The organism is Leclercia sp. S52, assembly GCF_039727615.1.
GTDB classification, from domain to species: domain Bacteria; phylum Pseudomonadota; class Gammaproteobacteria; order Enterobacterales; family Enterobacteriaceae; genus Enterobacter; species Enterobacter adecarboxylatus_B.
This window is the reverse complement of sequence record NZ_CP152474.1, coordinates 3,876,555-3,901,368: the sequence shown is the minus strand read 5'-3', so window position 1 is coordinate 3,901,368 and position 24,814 is coordinate 3,876,555. Positions and strand designations below refer to the sequence as shown.

Genomic DNA, 24,814 nt, shown 5'->3' with positions numbered 1-24,814 from the left:
TTCTTTTGTAGGCCGGGTAAGGCGCAGCCGCCACCCGGCATTACCGATTTAACAGGATAAGACATGACCCAAATCGACCGCCTGCTCGGCATTATGAAACGTCTGCGCGACCCGGAAACCGGCTGTCCGTGGGATAAAGAGCAGACTTTCGCCACCATCGCTCCCTACACTCTGGAAGAGACCTACGAGGTGCTGGATGCCATCTCCCGGGAAGATTTTGACGATCTGCGCGGTGAGCTGGGCGACCTGCTGTTCCAGGTGGTGTTCTACGCCCAGATGGCTCAGGAAGAGGGGCGCTTCGATTTCAACGATATCTGCGCCGCCATCAGCGATAAGCTGGAACGCCGCCACCCGCACATCTTTGGTGATGCCACCGCTGAAAACAGTACCGAAGTGCTGGCCCGCTGGGAGCAGATCAAAAGCGCGGAGCGGGCTGAAAAATCCCAACATTCGGCGCTGGACGACATCCCGTTAAGCCTGCCGGCGCTGATGCGTGCGCATAAGATCCAGAAACGCTGCTCGACGGTCGGGTTTGACTGGACCTCTTTGGGCCCGGTGCTCGACAAAGTGCATGAAGAGATCGACGAGGTGATGCACGAAGCGCAACAGGCAGTAGTGGATCAGGACAAGGTGGAAGAGGAGATGGGCGACCTGCTATTTGCCACCGTCAACCTTTCACGACATCTGGGGGTCAAAGCCGAAGTGGCGCTGCAAAAAGCCAACCTCAAATTCGAACGCCGCTTCCGGGAAGTGGAGCGGATTATCGCTGCCCGCGGCCTGGAAATGACCGGCGTGGACCTCGATGCGATGGAAGAAGTGTGGCAGGAAGTAAAACGCCAGGAATCTGATCTCTAACGGGTTTTTGCGATCAAGCGCAATTTGTGTGATTTTTTAAATGACAAGCGCTTGATTTGCGTCAAAAACATTTACCCAAAAGGGGCTATTTTCTCACTCCCAATATGAGTCAAAGCCTGAGACAGGAGACGGAGAATGAAAGTTTGTGGCGCTCGCCGTGTTCGGGTATACTACTTTCCCGTCCTGGTTATTCCATCGTTTCACCCTAACTTCTCAGGTTCAGCATGACAACGAACTATATTTTTGTGACCGGCGGGGTTGTATCCTCTCTGGGTAAAGGCATTGCCGCAGCCTCCCTCGCAGCCATTCTTGAAGCCCGTGGCCTCAATGTGACCATGATGAAGCTGGATCCGTACATCAACGTCGATCCAGGTACCATGAGCCCGATCCAACACGGGGAAGTGTTCGTTACTGAAGACGGCGCTGAAACCGATCTGGACCTGGGTCACTACGAGCGCTTCATTCGCACCAAAATGACCCGTCGTAACAACTTCACGACTGGCCGCATCTACTCTGACGTTCTGCGTAAAGAGCGCCGTGGTGACTATCTGGGCGCTACCGTTCAGGTCATCCCGCACATCACCAACGCCATTAAAGAGCGCATCGTTGCCGGTGGCGAAGGTCACGACGTGGTGCTGGTCGAGATCGGCGGTACCGTAGGTGATATCGAATCCCTGCCGTTCCTTGAAGCGATTCGCCAGCTGGCGGTAGATATCGGTCGTGAACATGCGCTGTTCATGCACCTGACTCTGGTGCCGTACATGGCTGCCGCAGGTGAAGTGAAAACCAAGCCGACCCAGCACTCTGTGAAAGAGCTGCTCTCCATCGGTATTCAGCCTGACATCCTGGTTTGCCGTTCCGATCGTGCCGTTCCGGCCAACGAACGTGCGAAAATTGCATTGTTCTGTAACGTGCCAGAAAAAGCCGTTATTTCAATGAAAGATGTCGATTCCATTTATAAAATCCCGGGCCTGTTGAAATCACAGGGCCTGGACGATTATATTTGTAAACGATTCAGCTTGAACTGTCCGGAAGCTAACCTGTCTGAATGGGAACAGGTTATTTATGAAGAAGCGAACCCGGCAGGCGAAGTGACTATCGGTATGGTCGGCAAGTACATTGAACTGCCGGATGCCTATAAGTCCGTTATCGAAGCGCTGAAACACGGTGGCCTGAAGAACCGCGTAACCGTCAACATCAAGCTGATTGATTCGCAGGATGTTGAAACCCGCGGTGTAGAAATTCTGAAAGATCTGGATGCTATTCTGATCCCTGGCGGCTTCGGCTACCGCGGCGTTGAAGGCAAGATCGCTACCGCACGCTATGCGCGTGAAAACAATATTCCTTACCTCGGCATTTGCCTGGGTATGCAGGTTGCGCTGATTGAATTTGCCCGCAACGTTGTGGGGATGGAAAACGCGAACTCTACGGAATTTGTGCCAGACTGTAAGTACCCTGTTGTGGCGCTTATTACCGAATGGCGCGACGAAGAAGGTAACGTCGAAGTCCGTACCGAGAAGAGCGATCTGGGTGGCACGATGCGTCTGGGTTCTCAGGCCTGTCAGCTTTCCGACGACAGCCTGGTACGCCAGATGTACGGTGCGCCGACAATCACTGAACGCCATCGTCACCGTTATGAAGTCAACAACCTGCTGTTGAAACAAATTGAAGCTGCGGGCCTGCGTATTGCGGGACGCTCCGGGGATGATCAGTTGGTCGAGATCATCGAAGTGCCGAACCACCCATGGTTCGTCGCCTGTCAGTTCCACCCGGAATTTACTTCTACGCCGCGTGATGGACATCCGCTGTTTGCTGGCTTTGTGAAAGCCGCCAATGAGTTCCAGAAGCGTCAGGCGAAGTAAGAAAAGTTAGAACGGCAGCGCGTACAAAGGTACGCGCTGTTTGTCTGGAGTTTTAGTTTAACTTGTACTGAGGAAAATCTAATGTCCAAAATCGTTAAAGTCATCGGTCGTGAAATCATCGACTCCCGTGGTAACCCGACTGTTGAAGCCGAAGTACACCTGGAAGGTGGTTTCGTCGGTATGGCAGCAGCGCCGTCAGGTGCTTCTACTGGTTCCCGCGAAGCGCTGGAACTGCGCGATGGCGACAAATCCCGTTTCCTGGGCAAAGGCGTAACCAAAGCTGTTGGCGCGGTTAACGGTCCAATTGCACAGGCAATCCTTGGCAAAGACGCCAAAGACCAGGCTGGCATCGATAAAATCATGATCGATCTGGACGGTACTGAAAACAAATCTAACTTCGGTGCGAACGCAATCCTGGCTGTTTCCCTGGCGAACGCCAAAGCAGCAGCTGCTTCTAAAGGTCAGCCACTGTTCGAACACATCGCTGAACTGAACGGCACTCCAGGCAAATACTCTATGCCAGTTCCGATGATGAACATCATCAACGGCGGCGAGCACGCAGACAACAACGTTGATATTCAGGAATTCATGATTCAGCCAGTTGGCGCGAAATCCCTGAAAGAAGCGGTACGTATGGGTTCTGAAGTGTTCCACAACCTGGCTAAAGTTCTGAAAGCTAAAGGTATGAACACTGCAGTAGGTGACGAAGGTGGTTATGCACCTAACCTGGGCTCCAACGCCGAAGCACTGGCTGTCATCGCTGAAGCGGTTAAAGCAGCTGGCTACGAGCTGGGCACCGACATCACCCTGGCGATGGACTGTGCAGCATCTGAATTCTACAAAGACGGTAAATACGTTCTGGCTGGCGAAGGTAACAAAGCCTTCACCTCCGAAGAGTTCACTCACTTCCTGGAAGACCTGACCAAACAGTACCCAATCGTCTCTATCGAAGACGGTCTGGACGAATCTGACTGGGATGGTTTCGCATACCAGACCAAAGTACTGGGCGACAAAATCCAGCTGGTTGGTGACGATCTGTTCGTAACCAACACCAAGATCCTGAAAGAAGGTATCGAGAAAGGCATCGTTAACTCCATCCTGATCAAATTCAACCAGATCGGTTCTCTGACCGAAACTCTGGCTGCGATCAAAATGGCGAAAGACGCTGGCTACACTGCCGTTATCTCTCACCGTTCAGGCGAAACTGAAGACGCGACCATCGCTGACCTGGCTGTTGGTACCGCTGCTGGCCAGATCAAAACCGGTTCTATGAGCCGTTCTGACCGTGTTGCTAAGTACAACCAGCTGATTCGTATCGAAGAAGCGCTAGGCGAAAAAGCACCATACAACGGCCGTAAAGAGATCAAAGGTCAGTAATTCTGAACCTTAATCTTTAGAAAAAACCCGCTTCGGCGGGTTTTTTTATGCCTGCGTCAGAGCAGCAGGGGCAGGGTAGCGCTGGCGGTTTGCTGGCTGGCATCGCCGTAGCGGTCGTCCAGCGAGATGAGCGTGGTGGCAAGCAGCTCCACCAAAAGCATCACCCCCACTTTGGCATTCATCGCGCCGGCGCTGAGCGGGCCTTCAGGTTTTGCCGCCACCAGCTGCATATCGCTGATTGAAGCCAGCGGGCTGCGCGGCGTATTGCTGAGCGTCAGCACTCGCGCGCCGCGTTTACGGGCAAGTTTCACCACGTGCAGCAGATCGCGGGTGGATCCTGAACTCGAAATCGCCACCACCAGATCCTCTTTACCCAGCGTGGTTGCGCTCATCGAGGCGCGGTGCATGTCGCTTAACAGCTGCGCAGGTTTACCCAGACGCAGCAGTTTGTAGTGCAGATAGTCGCCCAAAATGGCACTTGCCGCCACGCCATAGATAGAGACCGACCGCGACTGGTGCAGCGCCTGAGCGGCCTGCAGCAGCATATCCCTGTCAAGCAGCCGGGCGGTATCCCGCAGCGCCAGCACGGACTCCTCCACGACCTCATCCACCCGATCGCCCTGCACAGCCGGGGCCTGTTCACGCTGAACGTCCAATGCCAGCGCCATCTTAAATTCCGTATAGCCCTTGCAACCCAGCGAACGGCACAGCCTGGTCACGCTTGCCTCACTGGTTTCGCTCTCACGCGCCAGTTCGGTAATGGTGAAGTAGAGCACTTTTGCCGGATCGCTTAAGACGAACTCGCCCAGTTTTTGCTGGGTCGGACTATAGCCAGAGACGCCCTGTCGCAGCCTCAGCAGCAGATTTTCATTTTCTGACATGCAAAATCCTTAATGCGTTTTTCTGTGGCTAGTGTGGCGGAAAGCGGGGGCGGGATGCCAGTCATTTTAAAAAAAGTATGATCGCTCTCCAGGTTATTGGTGATAATTTTCACTTTGATAATTATATATGGTAAAAATTTTCATCAAATAATCCGGGAGTGAAAAAATGATGCAACTGTTCAGCGGCGCCTCGTCGGGTGCCTGGTTTGAAAAAGCCCAGCGCTTCGGCAAATCCTTTATGTTACCTATTGCCGTGCTGCCTGCCGCGGGTCTGCTGTTAGGCATTGGCGGCGCGCTGTCGAACCCCAACACGCTCGCGGCCTATCCTTTCCTGGATGTGGGCTGGCTCCAGGCGATATTCACCATCATGAGCAGCGCCGGTTCGATTGTCTTTGCCAATCTGTCGGTGCTCTTTGCCGTGGGGGTTGCCGTGGGGCTGGCGAAAACCGATAAGGGCACGGCGGGCCTGGCGGCGCTGCTGGCGTTCCTGGTGATGAATGCCACGATCAACGCCCTGCTGATCCTGAACGGCACTCTGGCGCAGGAAAATCCCGGTGCGGTGGGGCAGGGGATGACGCTGGGCATTCAGACCCTGGAAACCGGGGTCTTTGGCGGGGTGGTCATCGGGCTGGTAACCTGTACGCTGCACCATCGGTTTAACAAGATTGCCCTGCCGCAGTTTCTCGGTTTCTTTGGCGGGTCACGCTTTGTGCCTATTATCAGCTCGCTGGCGGCGATACTGGCGGGGGCCATCATGACCGTCGTCTGGCCGCACTTTCAGAAGCTGATCTTCGGCCTCGGCGGTCTGGTTGATGCCACGGGCTATCTGGGCACCTTCCTGTACGGCTTTATCCTGCGTATGCTCGGCCCGTTTGGCCTGCACCACATTTTTTATCTGCCCTTCTGGACCACCGCGCTTGGCGGCAGCGAGATCATTAACGGTCAGCTGATTGAAGGCACGCAGCGCATCTTCTTTGCCCAGCTCGCCGACCCGAATACCCAGCAGTTCTATGCCGGTACCTCGCGCTTTATGTCCGGACGCTTTATTACCATGATGTTTGGCCTGCTCGGCGCGTGCCTGGCGATGTATCACACGGCAAAGCCCGAAAATAAAAAGCGGGTGGCGGGGCTGCTGCTTTCGGCGGCGCTGACCTCTTTCCTGACCGGTATCACCGAGCCTATCGAATTCTCCTTCCTGTTTATCGCCCCGGTGCTGTACGTCATCCACGCGCTGTTCGACGGGCTGGCCTTTATGCTCGCCCATATTCTGCAGATCACCATTGGGCAGACCTTCTCGGGCGGTTTTATCGATTTTGTTCTGTTCGGCATTCTGCAGGGCGAAGCCAAAACCCACTGGCTATATGTGCCGCTGGTCGGGGTCCCGTGGTTCTTCCTTTACTACTTCACCTTCCGCTTCCTGATTAACCGTTTCGATTTTGCGACCCCGGGCCGGGAGAAAGAGGCCGTGGCGGAAACCGCGCTTCCTCAAAGCGAACGGGCGCAGGCGATTATTGAAGGCCTGGGCGGCAGGGATAACCTGGATGAGGTGGACTGCTGCGCCACGCGTTTACGCGTGACGGTGAAAGACGGCGGCAAGGTGAATGAAGCCATGCTCAAAGCGACCGGCGCCCGCGGCGTGATCCTGCGGGGCAATGGGGTACAGGTTATTTACGGCCCGCATGTCACCATTATCAAAAATGAAGTTGAAGAGATTTTATCGTAATGAAAAATGTACTGGAAATTCTGAAAGGTAAGCTGATCGTCTCGTGCCAGGCGCTGGATAACGAACCCTTACACAGCCCGTTTATTATGTCACGTATGGCGCTGGCGGCGGCCCAGGGCGGAGCGGTGGCCATCCGCGCCAACAGCGTCGTGGACATCAACGCCATCAAACAGCAGGTTTCGCTGCCGGTGATCGGCATTATTAAGCGCGACTATCCGGACAGCGAGGTGTTTATTACCGCCACGCTGCGGGAGGTGGATGAGCTGATGGCCATAAAACCGGAGATTATCGCCCTTGATGCCACCGCGCGTCCGCGTCCCGGCGGCCAGACGCTCGCCGGGCTGATGGCAGCGATCCGTGCGCAATACCCGTCGCAGCTGCTGATGGCGGATATCGCCACGGTGGAGGAGGCGAAAACCGCCGAGGCGCTGGGTTTTGACTGCGTGGGCACCACGCTTTACGGCTACACGGCCGATACCGCAGGCCATAAGCTGAAAGAGCGGGAGTGTGAATTCTTGCGGGAGGTCGTCGCGGCCGTCACCATTCCGGTGGTGGCCGAAGGCAACGTCGAAACGCCTGAACTGGCTGCCCGCTGCCTTGAGTTAGGCGCATATACGGTGGTGGTCGGCGGGGCGATCACCCGTCCGCAGCAGATTACGGCGCGATTTGTTGGGGCAATCGAGGCACAGAGCACCGATCGGGCATGATCCTGAGCCGGGGATCTGCGATACTTAACGTTTATCCCCTTCTTTGAGATGACTATGCAGTACCCGATTAACGAGATGTTCCAGACCCTGCAAGGCGAGGGTTACTTCACCGGCGTTCCCGCTATTTTTATCCGTTTGCAGGGATGCCCGGTTGGCTGTGCCTGGTGCGACACCAAACATACCTGGGATAAGCTTGCGGATCGGGAAGTGTCGCTGTTTAGCATCCTGGCCAAAACCAAAGAGAGCGACAAATGGGGGGCGGCGAATCCGGAAGATCTGCTGGCCATTATTGGCCGTCAGGGCTGGACCGCCCGTCACGTGGTGATCACCGGCGGTGAGCCCTGCATCCATGACCTGCTCCCGCTGACCTCGCTGCTCGAGAAAAACGGCTACAGCTGCCAGATTGAGACCAGCGGCACGCACGAAGTGCGCTGCTCCCACACCACCTGGGTCACCGTGTCGCCAAAAGTGAACATGCGTGGCGGTTACGATGTGTTATCTCAGGCGCTGGAGCGGGCGGACGAGATCAAACATCCGGTCGGGCGCGTACGCGATATTGAAGCGCTGGATGAGCTGCTCGTGACGCTGACCGACGACAAACAGCGGGTGATTGCGCTACAGCCGATCAGCCAGAAAGAGGATGCCACCCGTCTGTGCATCGAAACCTGCATTGCGCGTAACTGGCGTCTGTCGATGCAGACGCACAAGTACCTGAATATCGCCTGATGCACCCGGGGCCCCTCTTAACAAGGGGCCTTTATTTTAGGCAACAGCGCCCAGGTCACCACCGCCGAACCGAGACAAATCGCGCTATTAAACAGCAGGGCATATTGCGCCGCGCTGGCTGTCCCCAGCGGCAGCAGCAGGGCATAGAGTGAAGCCGTCACCGCGATCCCCATCGCTCCGCCCAGAGAACTGCCCATTTTGTATATCCCGGATGCCACACCCACTTTGCTCTCAGGGGCATTCATCACCGCAGTATCCGTCGATGGCGTGGCGTAACAGCCCAGCCCCAGCCCAAAGAGTACATTGCTGAAAAAGACGGTCACAATGTAGATCTCTTTGCTTAAGAAGGTGCAGGAGATAAAGGTAATGCCGAGCGCGGTCAGCACTGGCCCGGTCATCATCGGCAGGCGCGCGCCATAGCGTTGAAGCAGCTTCTCTCCCACGCGGATCATCCCCAGCACCGTCACCAGGTACCCCAGCGTCATCATGCCGGTTTGCAGGGGCGTCAGATGATGGCCCTGCTGCAGCCAGATACTGGTGATCATCATGGTGCCAATACAGCCGTTGAGCATGAAATTGGAGAACACCGCCGCGCTGTAGGCCCGGTTTTTAAACAGCGCAAAATCAATCAGCGCCGCATCGCCTTTGCGTAGGCCGGTAAAGATAAAGCCCAGCGCCGCCAGCATCGCGGCCCCCAGCACGGACAGCGATAAACCGCTGCTCCATCCCCATGCATGGCCTTTGCTGATAAACAGGTTGAGCAGCACCAGCATACAGACAAAACTCACCAGCCCGCCAATATCCAGCTTATGCTGACCGGCGCTGGCGCTTCGGCTCTCGGGCGTACCGCGGATCAACAGCAGTGCAGCCAGAGCCACCAGCATCGAAAAAACAAATATCCAGCGCCAGCCCAGCGTCGTGGCGATGGCACCGCCGACAAAAGAGCTCAGGCCGCTGCCGCCCCAGGAGCCAATCACCCAGAAACTGATCGCACGCTGGCGCGCTTTGCCTTCGTACCAGGTTTTAATCAGCGCCAGCGTGGCGGGCATAATGCAGGCTGCCGACAGCCCCTGGATCGCACGTCCCAGCAGAAAAAGCACCGGTTCCCGGGCCAGAAAAAGCAGGGCACTGCCGGTAATACTCAGTACCAGGCCGATGACCGTCAGGCGCACGCGGCCAAACTTATCGGCAAAGCCGCCGCTGGCGACGACAAAACAGCCGCTGAATAACGCGCTGAGGCTGACCGCCAGGGTGAGCGTCTCGAGAGAAATGTCGAGGCTATTTTTCATCGCCGGTACGACGTTAATTACCGACTGGGCGAATAACCAGAACGTCAGAACGCTCAGTACAATACCCGCCAGCAGTCGATCGTTACCTGCGAAAGCCGGGGTGTCTGTCAGGGGAACGGTACTCATTGTGCAGTCCTCCAGGGGATGCGGATTAACGCAGATAGTGTTCGGTCAGGGCGCTCCAGAGCGCGGCACCGGTAATCAGGATCCTGTCGTTAAAGTCATACCCCGGGTTATGCACCATGCAGCGGTCCGCTTCATCCCCCGCACCGAGCGTGAAATAGCAGCCGTCGGGGTTTTTCTCGAGCATGAAGGCAAAATCTTCACTGCCCATAAAGGGAGGGGCGGTCGTCACGGCATCCTGGCCAAAAAGATCCGCCGCCACACTGCGCACCATCTCGTTAGCCGCCGGATTGTTATTCAGAACCGGGCTGCCGTTGATGTGGCTGATGGTTGCGGTGGCATTAAAGCTTTCTGCCTGGGCGACGGCGATGTCGTGGATCCGCTGCAGCACCGTCTGGCGTACTTTTTCATTCAGCGTGCGCACGGTGAGTTTCATCAGGACCTTGTCGTTGATGATATTGGGCGCATGACCGGCCTGAATACTGCCGACGGTGACGACGGCGGGTTCAAACGGGGTGATATTGCGCGAGACGATCGACTGCAGGGCGAGAGTGATATGGCAGGCTACCAGCGTGGCATCGACGGTATGTTCCGGCACGGCGCCGTGTCCACCCACGCCTTTAACTTCAATATGCAGAGTGTCGGAGGAAGCCATCATGGCGCCATCGCGCAGGCCGATTTTTCCGAGCTTTTGCCCCGGCATATTGTGTAAACCGAAAATATGGTCGCAGGGAAAGGCGTCGAACAGACCATCCTCGACCATCACCCGTCCGCCATACAGCAGCTCCTCCGCCGGCTGGAAAATCAGGTGCAGCGTGCCGTTAAAATTGCGGCTGCGCGCCAGGTATTCTGCGGCATAAAGCAGGGTGGTGGTGTGACCATCATGGCCGCAGCCGTGGAATTTTCCCTCAACGGTGCTGCTCCACGCCTTGCCGCTGTTCTCCTGCATCGGTAATGCATCCATATCGGCACGCAGGCCCAGACGCTTGCTGCCGTTGCCCACTTTCAGGGTGCCAACGACGCCGGTTTTCGCCATCCCGCGATGCACGTCGTAACCCCATTGCTGGAGCAGTTCCGCCACGCGCTCGCTGGTTTGATGCTCCTCAAAACCGATCTCAGGATGCTGATGAAAATGACGGCGCAGCTCAATGAACTGCGCTTCGGTGGTCTGCAGTGCTTCAACAATCGGATGTGTCATTTTTGTTATCCTTTTTTTATCAAACAATGCTAATTTCGAGTTTATGCCGATCGCAGCGACTGAAAATGCACTTTTTTGTTGTGAAGCGACGCATTATTTCTGATTGTTTTTCATACAAATCTGTTATGACAAAAAACAGCGCGTCATTATTTGTCTTCCCTGGAGGGGCAAATGGAGCAACGGGGTAGCGATTTTTGGGTAAAGGTGCAGGATATTCGTCAGTTTCATCAGGAGGAGGACGATGCGCTGACGCTGCTGTGGATACTGGAAGGAAGCGCCACGCTGCAAACCGACCAGCGCCAGGAGACTCTGCTGGCGGATAACCTGACCATCGTTAATCGTAATCAACGCTGGCAGCTCACCAGCGAGACCGGGAATACGACGATGCGCGTGGTGCTTTCCGGGCGCTGGATCCAGCAGCTCTACAGCGACTTTTTTGCCCATGATTACGCTGTTCCGCCTGAGGCCGGGGGCGTCTGGCCCCAGTGTGCTGAGCTACGTCATCTGTTGCGCCAGCTGCTGGTTATTACCCTGATTAACGATCGGCATCGCTACCGGCTGGAGGCGAACCGCTGGTTGAGCGAGATCCTGTTGCTGCTGACAAGCCGGTTTCAACAGCCGGCCCGCCTGATGCCCCGGGAAAACCATCCCGGCTTAAGCAAACGCATCACCCGTGTGGTAGAGCGTATCAACGCCAGCTACACCCGGCGCATTACGCTGGCAGAAATCGCCGCAAGCGAATTTGTCTCGGAAGCCTGGCTCTCCCGACTTTTTCGTAAGGAGATGGGCGTCAGTTTTATGCAATACATTACGACCCTGCGGCTGGAAAAGGCGGCGGACGCGCTTCGCCTCACGAATCGTCCGCTGCATCAGATTGCCCTGGAGCAGGGGTTCGCCAGTACCCGTATGATGAGCGATCTGTTCCGCCGTCATCACCAGATGGCCCCCGGCGAGTTTCGAAAGGAAAGAGGTGCTCACACCGGGATGCCCCGTATGCGGCAAAACGCCGGTGAGCAGCTCTTTCCGGTTGCGGTGGATAAACTCTTCAGCCTGCTGAATGAACCCGAAACGCGCGGCTGGGAACCGTCGCCACTCACGCCCCACCCGCTGCAGGAGAGGGTGCTCGATCTGCACCAGCTCAGGCCCTCCGCGCCGCTGCGCCATACGCGAATGGTGGTGACGGTGCGTGAACTGGATGATTTACTGCGGGAGGACGTGCGGCGGGAGCTGGAAAAGCTCGGAGAAACGCTGCCGATTTTCGGAATTGATATCGCTGAGCCTTTTCTCAGCAGCCGCCTGTTTGCCAGCGGCTGGGACGATCCCCTGATGGCGGGGTATGCCTGCTGGTACAACCTGCATCAGGTCTTTACCTGGCTTGCGCAAAAGCAGTGGACGGTGCTGCTGCACACCGGCCTGACAACCCGAAGCGATCTTCTGGCGCGCTTTTTACAGCAGTCGGTTAATCACTTTTCACCCGATGTGACCGGCAGCTGGCAGTTTGTCATGCACTGGTCAACGCAGGCCAGTGAGGAGACGCGGGAACAGGTCTGGCAGGCCCAGCGGAAGACGCTGCATGCGTATCTGCCGCAGGCGAAGTTCGGGGTATGGCACCGCTTTTCGCCCGGTAGCGCCGCGCAACACGACGAGGCGCTTCTTGGCTCAACCCTCCTTATGCAGGCCGATTTCCTTGCCTGTCCGGCCGATGCCAATGAACTTCTCGATCTGGCGCAGCTGGATCCCGCCCATCTCTCCTCGTCAGAAAACTATCCGGTACAGAAGATTCGTCAGATCCTGGCGTCGCTTCGCCAGCGCAAGCTCTCTCTTCCGGTATGGCTGCTGTCGTGGAACACCCTCACCGGGAACACGCGAGCAACCAACGGCTGGTTTTTCCGCGGGGCGCTATTGATGCAAAACCTGCTCGGGCTCTCTGAACAGGTCTGGCTGGCCGGGTTCTGGCTGAATTCGGGCTTACAGGGCGAAGCGCGCGCCAACAATACAATCGATACGTCGAGTCTTGCGCTGCAGTACAACCACGGCCTGCCGCGGCCTATCTTCTGGGTGCTCTGGCTGTGGCGGCGCCTGCGTGGTGAGGTGCTGGTAAACGAAAAAAATCTCCTGCTATTGCGCCATCACAAGGGTTATCAGCTGCTACTGCGCAATACGGTCGTGTTCAACCCTCTGCTCTCCAGCGAAGAGGCCTTCATTCAGCGGTTTCGCCAGCAGTACCATGTTCAGCTGAAGGGGCTGAGCGGCAGGTGGCGGATCAAATGTCATCTGTTTGATCAGCACAACGGCGCGCTGTACCCCTTGATCGAAGGTGTACGTAGTGAAAGGGGGCCAGACGAAGAGATGTGGCGCTGGATGGAGCATAAAGCACGTCCAACGTTATCAATGCGGGATGAACAACTTCACGAGGGCTGGCAGATAACGGAATCGCTTGAAAGCAACGCGCTTATGCTCGTCGAGCTGGCGCCGTTGCTTACGCATGATGGGTGATTACTCGCCGCGATAGATGCAACCCGCCGTGCAGGTCTCTTTGATCATCACCGCGCTCAGCAGAGGAACCAGCGGCTTCATCTCATCCCAGATCCACTTCGCCAGCACTTCGCTGGTCGGATTTTCCAGTCCAGGAATATCATTCAGATAGTAGTGATCGAGGCGGTTATAGGTCGGTTTAAACGCGGCTTTCAGTTCGGAGAAGTCCATAATCCAGCCCGTATGCGGATCGACCTCACCCGTAATTTCAAGGCGCACCATAAAGGAGTGTCCGTGCAGGCGACCACATTTGTGTCCTTCCGGGACGTGAGGGAGATGGTGGGCGGCTTCGAAGATGAAATCTTTAAACAGTGTGGTGGACATCATGAACTCTCAAAAATGCGGAAAAAACCGCCGCATAATACCGGAAAGCACCTTTTTTATCATTACCTAAAACGGCCCTTTAGCTGCGACCGCCTTTTGATGGCTATACACCTCGTTTTTATCTTTATTTTTCATGTGGTTAATTAATCGTTTTTATTGTTAAGAACGATAGCAAAAACAGGTTAGTCCATTTGGTTATTTATTATTTCCATCCCGTCTTTAATTGTTATGATCCGCGCCGTTAACCTTACACTCTGTTCTGTCTTTCAGATAAAAATTCAGCTTTGCTACTGGAACATAACGACGCATGACAACACAGGCCCCACCTTCAAATTTGCTTCCCCTGAACCCGGAGCAACTGGCACGCCTGCAGGCAGCCACCACTGATTTTTCGCCTACCCAGCTTGCCTGGGTCTCCGGTTATTTCTGGGGAATGCTCAATCAACAGCCGGGTGCTGTGGTGAGTGCACCGGCTGCGGCCGTTGAGATCCCGGCAATTACGCTTATCTCCGCTTCGCAAACCGGCAATGCCCGCCGCGTGGCGGAAGCCCTGCGGGACGATCTGCTCGCAGCCAAACTGAACGTGAACCTGGTGAACGCCGGGGATTATAAATTTAAGCAAATCGCGTCAGAAAAGCTGGTTGTCGTTGTGACCTCTACCCAGGGCGAAGGTGAGCCGCCTGAAGAAGCGGTTGCGCTGCATAAGTTCCTGTTCTCGAAAAAAGCGCCAAAGCTGACGGGCACCGCCTTTGCGGTCTTCGGCCTCGGCGACTCCTCCTACGAATTCTTCTGCCAGTCCGGTAAAGATTTTGACAGCAAGCTGGCGGAGCTGGGTGGCGAGCGCCTGCTGGATCGCGTGGATACCGACGTCGAATACCAGGCCGCGGCTGCCGAATGGCGCGCGCGCATTGTCGATGTCCTGAAAGCTCGCGTCCCGAAAGAGACGCCCGCGCAGGCGGCGGCCACCGCGACCGGCGTGGTCAACGACATTCACACCAGCCCGTACACCAAAGAAGCGCCGCTGACGGCGAGCCTCTCGGTTAACCAGAAAATCACCGGTCGTGATTCTGAAAAAGATGTGCGCCATATCGAAATCGATTTAGGCGACTCCGGCCTGCGCTACCAGCCGGGCGATGCCCTTGGCGTCTGGTATCAGAACGATCCGGCGCTGGTGAAAGAGCTGGTTGAGCTGCTGTGGCTGAAAGGCGACGAGCCGGTTAACGTAGACGGCAAAACCCTGCCGCTCTCTGAAGCGCTGCAGTGGCATTTCGAACTGACCGTCAACACCGCGAACATCGTGGAAAACTACGCCACTCTGACCCGCAGCGAATCCCTGCTGCCGCTGGTGGGTGACAAAGCCAAACTGCAACAGTACGCCGCTACCACGCCCATCGTGGATATGGTGCGTTTCGCCCCGGCACAGCTGGACGCTGACGCGCTGATTGGCCTGCTGCGTCCGCTGACGCCGCGCCTCTACTCCATCGCCTCGGCCCAGGCCGAGGTGGAAAGCGAAGTCCACGTCACCGTGGGCGTGGTGCGCTACGACATCGAAGGCCGCGCCCGTGCCGGTGGCGCCTCGAGCTTCCTGGCAGATCGCGTGGAAGAAGAGGGCGAGGTGCGGGTCTTTATCGAGCACAACGACAACTTCCGTCTGCCGGCTAACCCGGAAACCCCGGTGATCATGATTGGTCCGGGCACCGGCATCGCGCCGTTCCGCGCCTTTATGCAGCAGCGCGCCGCCGACGAAGCGCCGGGCAAAAACTGGCTGTTCTTCGGCAACCCGCACTTCACCGAGGATTTCCTCTACCAGGTGGAGTGGCAGCGCTACGTGAAAGAAGGGGTGCTCTCGCGCATCGATCTGGCCTGGTCCCGCGATCAAAAACAAAAAATATACGTACAAGACAAACTGCGCGAACAGGGCGCAGAGCTGTGGCGCTGGATCAATGACGGTGCCCACATTTATGTCTGCGGCGACGCCAATCGCATGGCGAAAGACGTTGAGCAGGCGTTGCTGGAAGTGATTGCTGAATTCGGTGGCATGGATACTGAATCGGCGGATGAATTTTTAAGTGAGCTGCGCGTCGAGCGCCGTTATCAGCGAGATGTCTACTAATGAGCGAAAAACATCCTGGCCCTCTGGTGGTCGAAGGCAAACTGTCTGATGCCGAGCGCATGAAGGTTGAGAGCAACTACCTGCGCGGCACCATTGCCGAAGATTTAAACGACGGTCTGACCGGCGGTTTCAAAGGCGACAACTTCCTGCTGATCCGTTTCCACGGCATGTACCAGCAGGACGATCGCGATATCCGCGCCGAGCGTGCTGAACAGAAGCTGGAGCCGCGTCACGCGATGCTGCTGCGCTGCCGTCTGCCGGGTGGCATCATCACCACCAAACAGTGGCAGGCGATCGACAAGTTCGCTCATGACAACACCATTTATGGCAGCATCCGTCTGACCAACCGTCAGACCTTCCAGTTCCACGGCATTCTGAAGAAGAACGTGAAGCCGGTACACCAGATGCTGCACTCCGTTGGGCTGGACGCGCTGGCGACCGCCAACGACATGAACCGTAACGTGTTGTGTACTTCCAACCCGTACGAGTCCGAGCTGCACGCCGAAGCCTACGAGTGGGCGAAGAAGATCTCCGAACACCTGCTGCCGCGCACCCGCGCCTATGCAGAGATCTGGCTGGATCAGGAAAAGGTCGCGACGACGGACGAAGAGCCGATCCTCGGCCAGACCTATCTGCCGCGTAAGTTTAAAACCACGGTGGTGATCCCGCCGCAGAACGATATCGATCTGCACGCTAACGACATGAACTTCGTGGCGATTGCCGAGAACGGCAAGCTGGTGGGCTTTAACCTGCTGGTCGGCGGCGGTCTTTCTATCGAGCACGGTAACAAGAACACCTACGCCCGCACCGCGAGCGAGTTTGGCTATCTGCCGCTTGAGCATACTCTGGCGGTGGCCGAAGCGGTGGTGACCACCCAGCGCGACTGGGGCAACCGTACCGATCGTAAAAACGCCAAAACCAAATACACCCTCGAACGCGTGGGCGTGGAGACGTTCAAAGAGGAAGTGGAGCGTCGTGCAGGTATCAAGTTTGAGCCGATCCGCCCATACGAATTCACCGGTCGCGGGGATCGCATTGGCTGGGTAAAAGGCATCGACAATAAATGGCACCTGACGCTATTTATTGAAAACGGTCGTATCCTGGATTATCCGGGCCGTCCGCTGAAAACCGGCCTGCTGGAAATTGCGAAGATCCACAAGGGCGAGTTCCGCATTACCGCCAACCAGAACCTGATTATTGCCGGCGTGCCGGAGAGCCAGAAGGCGAAGATCGAGAAGCTGGCGCGCGATCATGGGTTGATGAATGCGGTCAAACCGCAGCGTGAAAACTCAATGGCCTGCGTCTCCTTCCCGACCTGTCCGCTGGCGATGGCCGAAGCCGAGCGCTTCCTGCCGTCGTTCACTGACAAAGTGGAAGCGATTCTGGAAAAACACGGTATTCCGGACGAGCATATTGTTATGCGCGTCACCGGCTGCCCGAACGGCTGTGGCCGCGCGATGCTGGCGGAGCTGGGTCTGGTGGGCAAAGCGCCGGGGCGTTACAACGTCCATCTTGGTGGAAATCGCAGCGGGACACGCATTCCGCGTATGTACCGCGAAAACATCACGGAACCAGAGATTCTTGACTCCATAGACCTGCTTGTCGGGCGCTGGGCGAAAGAGCGCGAAGCGGGTGAAGGCTTCGGCGACTTTACGGTGCGTGTGGGCATCATTCGCCCGGTGCTCGATCCCGCAAGGGATTTCTGGGAGTAAGGTGGCAATGCCCGGTGGCACTTCGCTTACCGGGCCTGGGAAACCGTAGGCCGGGCAAACGCAGTGCCGCCCGGCAGAAGTGAGGGGTATATGTCCAGACTCGATCTGAATGTTTTGAACGACCTGCCAAAAGTGGAACGTATTCTGGCCCTGGCGGAAACCAACGCCCAGCTGGAAAAGCTGGACGCCGAAGGCCGCGTTGCATGGGCGCTGGAAAATCTGCCGGGTGAATACGTGCTCTCGTCGAGCTTTGGTATTCAGGCGGCGGTCAGCCTGCATCTGGTGAATAAGATCCGCCCGGACATTCCGGTGATCCTCACCGACACCGGCTACCTGTTCCCGGAAACCTACCAGTTTATTGACGAACTGACGGACAAGCTGCAGCTGAACCTGAAGGTCTATCGCGCGGAGCAGAGCGCGGCCTGGCAGGAAGCACGCTACGGCAAGCTGTGGGAGCAGGGCGTGGAGGGCATTGAGAAATACAATGCCATCAACAAAGTCGAGCCGATGAACCGGGCGCTCTCCGATCTCAACGCTAAAACCTGGTTTGCCGGCCTGCGCCGGGATCAGTCCGGTAGCCGGGCGTCCTTACCGGTGCTGGCGATCCAGCGCGGGGTGTTCAAGGTGCTGCCGATTATCGACTGGGACAACCGGACCGTGTACCAGTACCTGCAGCAGCATGGCCTGAAATACCATCCGCTGTGGGACCAGGGCTATCTGTCGGTGGGGGATACCCACACCACCCGCAAATGGGAGCCGGGTATGGCGGAAGAAGAGACCCGTTTCTTTGGCCTCAAGCGCGAGTGCGGATTGCACGAAGGGTGATTTTTGTGCCCGGTGGCGCTGCGCTTACCGGGCCTACGTTCGTGCCGTTTGTAGGCCCGGTAAGGCGTAGCCGCCACCGGGCATGACCTCAGCTCAGGCTTTCCCCGCTTTCGCCAGCTCTTTCACCAGCGGCAGCATCACCCGCACCACGTCCCGGCTGCGATGTTCAATCCGCTTTGGCAGCGCCTCGTCAATGTACTGCAGATTATCCAGCCTGACGTTGTGCCAGCTCGTTCCCTGCGGGAAGGCTTTCGACTTCGCCCGCTGCTGATAACCGTCTTTCTTACCCAGTGACCAGTTAGTCGCCTCGACATACAGCACCGGGATCCCGGCCTTATCGAAGATTTCACCATCATTACAGCATCCGGTCCCTTTCGGGTAGTTGGCGTTGCCGCCCGGGTTGGTGGCGGCAAAGATGCCCTGGGTACGGGCAATCGCCAGCGCGCGGTCGCGGGTCAATTTGCGCACCGGGGCAGGGGTGGTTTTACCGCTGTTAAAATAGAGCTTATCGCCCACGATAAGGTTATCGAGGTTGATCACCAGCAGGGTGTTTTTCTTCTCGGCCGGGCTCATGCGGTTGAGCACGTTCTCGGCGCCCAGGCGTCCCTCTTCTTCACCGCTGGTGGCGATAAAGCGGATGCTGTACTGGGTTGGAATGTTCTTCAGCTGTTCGGCCAGCTCCAGCATCACCCCGACGCCCGCGGCATTATCATCGATGCCCTGTAAGGTGAGGCCGCCGAGATTGTTATCGGCATCGCTGTCGCTCATCGGCGCATAGGTATCCAGATGCGCCAGAATAATAATTTGCTGTGCGGCTTTACCTTCATGGGCGGCAATCACGGTGCTGCCGGTCACGTTGTGCCAGTTTTTGCTCTGGTTGCGTGAGGTATAGATGTAGCGGCTCTGGAAGGTGCGGATATCGCTCTGGTAACCCATTTCGGCGAACTGCTGGCGCACATAGTCAGCGGAAAGCATTTCGGCGGGGGTGCCGGTCATACGGCCCGGGAAAAAGGTCGCGATATGACGCGCCTGCGTCGCGGCCATCTCACCCAGAGGGGGCGTTTTAGCCTGAACCGTTCCAGTTAAGCAAACGCCGAGCGCCAGGACAGCGATACGGTGGCGCATTGCGGAAAACATAGTGAGTCCTTAAAAAATAGAGCAAAATTTTACCGCGCTTAGTATGAAACTGTGACCGCGCTTACACAATTTGAATTGCTCTTAAATGCCCGTAATTACGCATGTTAAGCACTTTTTGATATTTGCTTTTCCAGGGCGTTATTCCATTGAGTAACTACTCATTCCAATTCGTAATTTCATTCGCTATGAGCAGCCCCCCTATAGTCCCACTATTCCTGGTTGTTAGCGAGTTGTAGCATTGTGGATTACCTTCCTTTATTTGCTGACATAAAAGACCGTCCGGTCCTGGTTGTCGGCTGCGGTGAAATCGCCGAGCGCAAAATTGCCTTTTTACACCGGGCAGGGGCGCGCGTGCAGGTGGTAGCCGAAGCGGACTTTAATGAAGCGCAAATCGACAATGTGGTGCTGGTGATCGCCGCAACTGAAAACCGGGCGCTCAACCAGCGCATCTCTGATGCCGCCCACGCCCGTCACCGTCTGGTGAACGTGGTGGACGATCAGCCTTTATGCTCGTTTATCTTCCCGTCGATTGTCGACCGCTCGCCGCTGGTGGTGGCGATCTCCTCCGGTGGCACCGCGCCGGTGCTGGCGCGCGTTCTGCGGGAAAAAATCGAAGCATTGCTGCCAACCAGCCTGGGCCGAATGGCCGAGAAAGCCAGCTTCTGGCGCAACCATCTGAAAACCCGCCTGACCAGCGTAGCGGAACGCCGTCGCTTCTGGGAGCGGGTGTTCCGCGGCCGCTTTGCCAGCCTGATGCAGGCCGGCAATGAGACGGCGGCACAACAAATCCTCGAAGACGAACTGGATAACCCGGGCAGCACCAGCGGGGAGATCATCCTCGTCGGTGCCGGGCCGGGCGATGCCGGACTGCTGACGCTTCGCGGCCTGCAGGTTCTCCAGGATGCGGACATCGTGTTCTACGACCATCTGGTGACGGATGGCATACGCGAGCTGATTCGTCGCGACGCCGAGCAAATCTGCGTCGGCAAGCGGGCGGGGGAGCACGCCGTGCCGCAGCATGAAACCAATCAGATGCTGATTGATGCGGCGAAAGCGGGCAAAACCGTAGTGCGTCTCAAGGGCGGCGATCCCTTTATCTTTGGCCGCGGCGGCGAAGAGCTGCAGGCCGCCGCTGAAGCGGGCGTGCCGTTCCAGGTGGTACCGGGGATCACCGCGGCTTCTGCGGTGACGGCTTACGCCGGTATTCCGCTGACGCACCGCGACTATGCCCAGAGCGTCACCTTTGTCACCGGTCACTACAAGGCCGACAGCATCCCGTTCGACTGGACCCATCTGGCTCAGAGCCGTCAGACGCTGGCGATCTATATGGGCACCATGAAGGCGGCGGACATCAGCGAACAGCTTATTCGTCACGGGCGCGATGCAGATACCCCTGTGGCGGTGATATCCCGGGGCACGCGCGTCGATCAGCACGTGGTGACCGGCACATTACAACACCTTGCAAGCCTGGCGAAAGACGCCCCGATGCCCGCCCTGATTGTGGTGGGTGAAGTGGTGCAGCTGCACAGCACGCTCGCCTGGTTTCAACACACTACCGACACAGAAGGGTTTGGCTCTTCTGTTGTAAATCTGGCTTAAGGAACGGTTATGGACCAAAAACGACTGACTCACCTGCGGCAGCTCGAAGCGGAGAGTATTCATATCATCCGCGAAGTGGCCGCCGAGTTCGCTAACCCGGTAATGATGTACTCCATCGGGAAAGACTCCAGCGTGATGCTGCACCTGGCGCGTAAAGCCTTTTACCCGGGCACGCTGCCGTTCCCGCTGCTGCACGTGGATACCGGCTGGAAGTTCCGCGAAATGTATGAGTTCCGTGACCGTACCGCCAAAGCCTACGGCTGCGAACTGCTGGTGCATAAAAACCCGGAAGGGGTGGCGATGGGCATTAACCCGTTCGTGCACGGCAGCGGCAAACACACCGACATCATGAAGACCGAAGGGCTGAAGCAGGCGCTGAACAAATACGGCTTTGATGCGGCCTTTGGTGGCGCCCGTCGCGATGAAGAGAAATCCCGCGCCAAGGAGCGTATTTACTCCTTCCGCGATCGCTTCCACCGCTGGGATCCGAAGAACCAGCGCCCGGAGCTGTGGCATAACTACAACGGCCAGATCAACAAAGGCGAAAGCATCCGCGTCTTCCCGCTCTCCAACTGGACCGAGCTGGATATCTGGCAGTACATCTATCTGGAAAATATCGAAATCGTTCCTCTGTACCTGGCGGCTGAACGTCCGGTTCTGGAGCGCGACGGCATGCTGATGATGGTGGATGACGATCGTATCGATCTCCAGCCTGGCGAAGTGATCAAAAAGCAGATGGTGCGCTTCCGTACCCTCGGCTGCTGGCCACTGACCGGCGCGGTGGAATCCAACGCGCAGACGCTGCCGGAGATCATCGAAGAGATGCTGGTGTCGACCACCAGCGAGCGACAAGGGCGCGTGATCGACCGCGACCAGGCAGGCTCGATGGAGCTGAAGAAACGTCAGGGTTATTTCTAAGGAGCCGCCATGAATACCACTATTGCTCAACAGATTGCGGATGAAGGCGGCGTCGAAGCCTACCTGCACGCACAACAGCACAAAAGCCTGCTGCGTTTTCTGACCTGCGGCAGCGTTGATGACGGCAAAAGCACGCTGATTGGCCGTCTGCTGCACGATACCCGTCAGATCTACGAAGATCAGCTCTCTTCCCTGCATAACGACAGCAAACGTCACGGCACCCAGGGTGAGAAGCTCGATCTGGCCCTGCTGGTGGATGGCCTGCAGGCGGAGCGCGAGCAGGGCATCACCATCGACGTGGCCTATCGCTACTTCTCCACCGAAAAGCGCAAATTTATTATCGCCGACACCCCGGGGCACGAGCAGTACACCCGCAATATGGCCACCGGCGCCTCGACCTGCGACCTGGCGATCCTGCTGATCGACGCCCGTAAAGGGGTGCTGGATCAGACGCGTCGTCACAGCTTTATCTCTACGCTGCTGGGGATCAAGCACCTGGTGGTGGCGATCAACAAGATGGACCTGGTCAACTTCAGCGAAGAGAAGTTTAACGAGATCCGTGAAAGCTATCTCACCTTTGCCGAACAGCTGCCGGGCAACCTCGACATCCGCTTCGTGCCGCTCTCGGCGCTGGAAGGGGACAACGTCGCCTCCCAGAGCGCCAGCATGCCGTGGTACAGCGGCCCGACGCTGCTGGAAGTGCTCGAGACCGTCGAGATCCAGCGCAGCGTGGAAACGCAGCCGATGCGCTTCCCGGTGCAGTACGTTAACCGTCCGAACCTCGATTTCCGCGGCTTCTCCGGCACTATTGCCTCCGGCAGCGTGCAGGTGGGTCAGCGCGTCAAGGTGCTGCCGTCAGGCGTGGAATCCGCGATTACCCGTATCGTCACCTTTGATGGCGATCTGCAGGAGGCCGGGGCAGGCGAAGCGGTCACCCTGGTGCTGAAAGACGAAATTGATATCAGCCGTGGCGACCTGCTGGTGGATGCAGAAGAGACGCTGCCTGCCGTACAAAGCGCCGCCATTGATGTGGTATGGATGGCCGAGCAGCCGCTAAGCCCGGGTCAGAGCTACGACATTAAGATTGCCGGTAAGAAAACCCGCGCCCGCGTGGACGGCATTCAGTATCAGGTGGATATCAACAATCTGGCGCAGCACAGCGTCACTGAACTGCCGCTGAACGGCATCGGTCTGGTCGATTTCACCTTCGACGAACCGCTGGTGCTGGATCAGTATCAGCAGAACCCGGTGACCGGCGGCCTGATCATTATCGATCGTCTGACCAACGTCACCGTGGGTGCCGGGATGGTGCGCGAGCCTAAATCGCAGGCGAGCGTGGCACCGTCGGAATTCAGCGCCTTTGAGCTGGAGCTGAACGCGCTGGTACGCAAGCACTTCCCGCACTGGGGCGCACGCGATCTGCTGGGAGGCAAGTAATGGCGCAGCATGATGAGAACGTCGTCTGGCATCCTCATCCGGTCACCGTCGCCGATCGCGAACAACTCCACGGGCACCGTGGGGTTGTGCTGTGGTTTACCGGGCTCTCGGGCTCCGGTAAGTCCACGGTTGCGGGCGCGCTTGAAGAGGCGCTGCATAAAGCGGGCGTCAGCACCTATCTGCTGGATGGCGACAACGTGCGTCACGGGCTGTGCAGCGATCTCGGCTTTAGCGATGCGGATCGCAAAGAGAACATCCGTCGGGTGGGCGAAGTGGCCAGCCTGATGGCCGATGCCGGCCTGGTGGTGTTAACGGCGTTTATTTCGCCGCACCGTGCCGAGCGGCAGTTCGTGCGCGAGCGCGTCGGTCAGGACCGCTTTATCGAAGTCTTCGTCGATACCCCGCTGGAGATCTGCGAGCAGCGCGATCCGAAAGGGCTGTATAAAAAAGCCCGCGCGGGTGAACTGAAAAATTTCACCGGTATTGACGCAGTTTATGAAACCCCCGATGCGCCCGAAATCCATCTGGAAGGCCAACAATTGGTAACAAATTTAGTGAGCCAATTATTAGACCTGCTCAGACAGGGCGATATTATCAGATCCTGAGATGGTATTGATGGGGTGATTATCCCCATCGATATGTCATGGTCACAGGATCAGCTATGCGAAACAGTGAGAACTACATTATCACCGGGACGGACACAGTATCGGCAAATGACGAGACGACCTGGTCTTTCCCCGGGGCGATTGTCGGCTTCGCGTCATGGCTGATGGCACTGGGCATCCCTTTCCTGTTTTACGGCAGTAACACCCTGTTCTTTTTCCTCTATACCTGGCCTTTCTTCCTGGCGCTGATGCCCGTTGCCGTCGTGGTAGGGATTGCGCTGCACTCTCTGCTCAACGGCAAGCTGCTCTACAGTTCATTCACCACCGTGATGACGGTGGTGGCAATGGTCGGACTGTTATTTTTGTGGCTCATGGGATAAGTTCAGCCATAATTCAAACCGTCACTCACTGTGTCACGTTGAAGGCTGCGCGAATCTGCAAAAAAAATGTGGTACATTTGCCCGCAATGGTGCGGCATCTCTGTAGCCCCGATGTAGAGTCGTGGGGAAAGTTATGGGATGATGATGCCGTTTTTCAGGGGGGCAGGATGGGTAAACTTACGCTGCTGTTGCTGGCTCTGCTGGTCTGGCTTCAGTATTCACTGTGGTTCGGTAAGAACGGCCTTCACGATTACAGTCGCGTCAGCGATGACGTGACGGCGCAGCAGGCAACCAACGGCAAACTTAAAGCGCGAAACGATCAGCTGTTTGCGGAAATTGACGATCTCAATGGTGGACAAGAAGCCATTGAAGAGCGCGCGCGCAACGAACTCAGCATGACTAAGCCGGGCGAAACCTTCTATCGTCTGGTGCCGGATGCGTCTAAACGCAACCAGGGCTCAGTACAAAACACCCGATAATCAGGCCCA

21 protein-coding genes are annotated in these 24,814 nt (G+C 57.0%); 16 read left to right on the top strand and 5 right to left on the bottom strand.

What is annotated here, in order from left to right:
- Positions 1–63 precede the first annotated feature (63 nt).
- The 3 genes from mazG (at position 64) to eno (ending at position 4,094) form a co-directional block, all read left to right on the top strand.
- On the top strand, positions 64–855 hold the full coding sequence (mazG, locus tag AAHB66_RS18630; protein WP_347114026.1) for a nucleoside triphosphate pyrophosphohydrolase: 792 nt from the start codon (positions 64–66) through the stop codon (positions 853–855).
- A gap of 224 nt (positions 856–1,079) precedes the next feature.
- The gene (pyrG, locus tag AAHB66_RS18625; protein ID WP_347114025.1) at positions 1,080–2,717 is read left to right on the top strand and encodes a CTP synthase (glutamine hydrolyzing); all 1,638 of its coding nucleotides are present in this window, start codon (positions 1,080–1,082) and stop codon (positions 2,715–2,717) included.
- A gap of 81 nt (positions 2,718–2,798) precedes the next feature.
- Positions 2,799–4,094: a phosphopyruvate hydratase gene (gene eno / locus AAHB66_RS18620; RefSeq protein WP_106994461.1), complete on the top strand. Its 1,296-nt coding sequence runs from the start codon at positions 2,799–2,801 to the stop codon at positions 4,092–4,094.
- Positions 4,095–4,150: 56 nt separating this feature from the next.
- Here the strand turns inward: eno and AAHB66_RS18615 are convergent, their stop codons facing one another.
- Positions 4,151–4,975, bottom strand: coding sequence for a MurR/RpiR family transcriptional regulator (locus AAHB66_RS18615; protein ID WP_347114023.1), 825 nt, complete (start codon positions 4,973–4,975; stop codon positions 4,151–4,153).
- Positions 4,976–5,141: 166 nt separating this feature from the next.
- Here AAHB66_RS18615 and AAHB66_RS18610 point away from each other — a divergent pair, with 166 nt between their 5' ends.
- From AAHB66_RS18610 to queE, 3 genes are read left to right on the top strand one after another with little or no spacing between them, the layout of a single operon-like run.
- A complete protein-coding gene (locus tag AAHB66_RS18610; RefSeq protein WP_347114022.1) occupies positions 5,142–6,698 on the top strand; it encodes a maltose/glucose-specific PTS transporter subunit IIC in 1,557 nt (518 codons plus the stop codon).
- Positions 6,698–7,405, top strand: a complete 708-nt coding sequence (locus AAHB66_RS18605; protein ID WP_347114020.1) for an N-acetylmannosamine-6-phosphate 2-epimerase — start codon at positions 6,698–6,700, stop codon at positions 7,403–7,405. Before AAHB66_RS18610 ends, AAHB66_RS18605 begins: the two co-directional genes overlap by 1 nt.
- Positions 7,406–7,459: 54 nt before the next feature.
- Positions 7,460–8,131, top strand: a complete 672-nt coding sequence (queE, locus tag AAHB66_RS18600) for a 7-carboxy-7-deazaguanine synthase QueE (protein ID WP_347114018.1) — start codon at positions 7,460–7,462, stop codon at positions 8,129–8,131.
- A 17-nt stretch (positions 8,132–8,148) separates the two neighbouring features.
- On the opposite strand, the gene AAHB66_RS18595 is transcribed toward queE, so the two are convergent.
- Entirely contained in the window at positions 8,149–9,546 is a 1,398-nt protein-coding gene (locus tag AAHB66_RS18595; protein WP_347114016.1) for an MFS transporter, read from the bottom strand.
- Positions 9,547–9,571: 25 nt separating this feature from the next.
- Positions 9,572–10,741, bottom strand: coding sequence for a M20 aminoacylase family protein (locus AAHB66_RS18590; RefSeq protein ID WP_347114015.1), 1,170 nt, complete (start codon positions 10,739–10,741; stop codon positions 9,572–9,574).
- A gap of 171 nt (positions 10,742–10,912) precedes the next feature.
- Between AAHB66_RS18590 and AAHB66_RS18585 the strand changes: the two genes are divergently transcribed.
- Positions 10,913–13,237, top strand: coding sequence for a helix-turn-helix domain-containing protein (locus AAHB66_RS18585; RefSeq protein ID WP_347114013.1), 2,325 nt, complete (start codon positions 10,913–10,915; stop codon positions 13,235–13,237).
- On the opposite strand, the gene queD is transcribed toward AAHB66_RS18585, so the two are convergent.
- Complete coding sequence (gene queD, locus AAHB66_RS18580) at positions 13,238–13,603, bottom strand: 6-carboxytetrahydropterin synthase QueD (RefSeq protein ID WP_347114012.1); 366 nt, start codon at positions 13,601–13,603, stop codon at positions 13,238–13,240.
- Between the two features lie 304 nt (positions 13,604–13,907).
- Here queD and cysJ point away from each other — a divergent pair, with 304 nt between their 5' ends.
- From cysJ to cysH, 3 genes are all read left to right on the top strand, one after another.
- On the top strand, positions 13,908–15,713 hold the full coding sequence (gene cysJ, locus AAHB66_RS18575; RefSeq protein WP_347114011.1) for an NADPH-dependent assimilatory sulfite reductase flavoprotein subunit: 1,806 nt from the start codon (positions 13,908–13,910) through the stop codon (positions 15,711–15,713).
- Positions 15,713–17,425, top strand: a complete 1,713-nt coding sequence (cysI, locus tag AAHB66_RS18570) for an assimilatory sulfite reductase (NADPH) hemoprotein subunit (protein WP_347114010.1) — start codon at positions 15,713–15,715, stop codon at positions 17,423–17,425. The genes cysJ and cysI overlap by 1 nt, the downstream gene beginning before the upstream one ends.
- A 90-nt stretch (positions 17,426–17,515) precedes the next feature.
- A complete protein-coding gene (gene cysH, locus AAHB66_RS18565; RefSeq protein ID WP_333854488.1) occupies positions 17,516–18,250 on the top strand; it encodes a phosphoadenosine phosphosulfate reductase in 735 nt (244 codons plus the stop codon).
- Between the two features lie 93 nt (positions 18,251–18,343).
- Here the strand turns inward: cysH and AAHB66_RS18560 are convergent, their stop codons facing one another.
- Entirely contained in the window at positions 18,344–19,387 is a 1,044-nt protein-coding gene (locus AAHB66_RS18560; RefSeq protein WP_347114009.1) for an aminopeptidase, read from the bottom strand.
- A 240-nt stretch (positions 19,388–19,627) separates the two neighbouring features.
- On the opposite strand from AAHB66_RS18560, the gene cysG reads away from it, so the two are divergent.
- From cysG to ftsB, 6 genes are all read left to right on the top strand, one after another.
- A complete protein-coding gene (gene cysG, locus AAHB66_RS18555) occupies positions 19,628–20,986 on the top strand; it encodes a siroheme synthase CysG (RefSeq protein WP_347114008.1) in 1,359 nt (452 codons plus the stop codon).
- A 9-nt stretch (positions 20,987–20,995) separates the two neighbouring features.
- Positions 20,996–21,904, top strand: coding sequence for a sulfate adenylyltransferase subunit CysD (gene cysD, locus AAHB66_RS18550; RefSeq protein WP_142486925.1), 909 nt, complete (start codon positions 20,996–20,998; stop codon positions 21,902–21,904).
- A 9-nt stretch (positions 21,905–21,913) separates the two neighbouring features.
- Positions 21,914–23,341, top strand: coding sequence for a sulfate adenylyltransferase subunit CysN (gene cysN / locus AAHB66_RS18545; RefSeq protein WP_347114007.1), 1,428 nt, complete (start codon positions 21,914–21,916; stop codon positions 23,339–23,341).
- Positions 23,341–23,946 (top strand): adenylyl-sulfate kinase, encoded by a 606-nt coding sequence (cysC, locus tag AAHB66_RS18540; protein ID WP_347114005.1) that lies wholly within the window; start codon positions 23,341–23,343, stop codon positions 23,944–23,946. Before cysN ends, cysC begins: the two co-directional genes overlap by 1 nt.
- Before the next feature lie 56 nt (positions 23,947–24,002).
- Positions 24,003–24,326 (top strand): DUF3561 family protein, encoded by a 324-nt coding sequence (locus tag AAHB66_RS18535; RefSeq protein WP_106994474.1) that lies wholly within the window; start codon positions 24,003–24,005, stop codon positions 24,324–24,326.
- A 167-nt stretch (positions 24,327–24,493) separates the two neighbouring features.
- Positions 24,494–24,805 (top strand): cell division protein FtsB, encoded by a 312-nt coding sequence (gene ftsB / locus AAHB66_RS18530; protein WP_039029953.1) that lies wholly within the window; start codon positions 24,494–24,496, stop codon positions 24,803–24,805.
- Positions 24,806–24,814 lie beyond the last annotated feature (9 nt).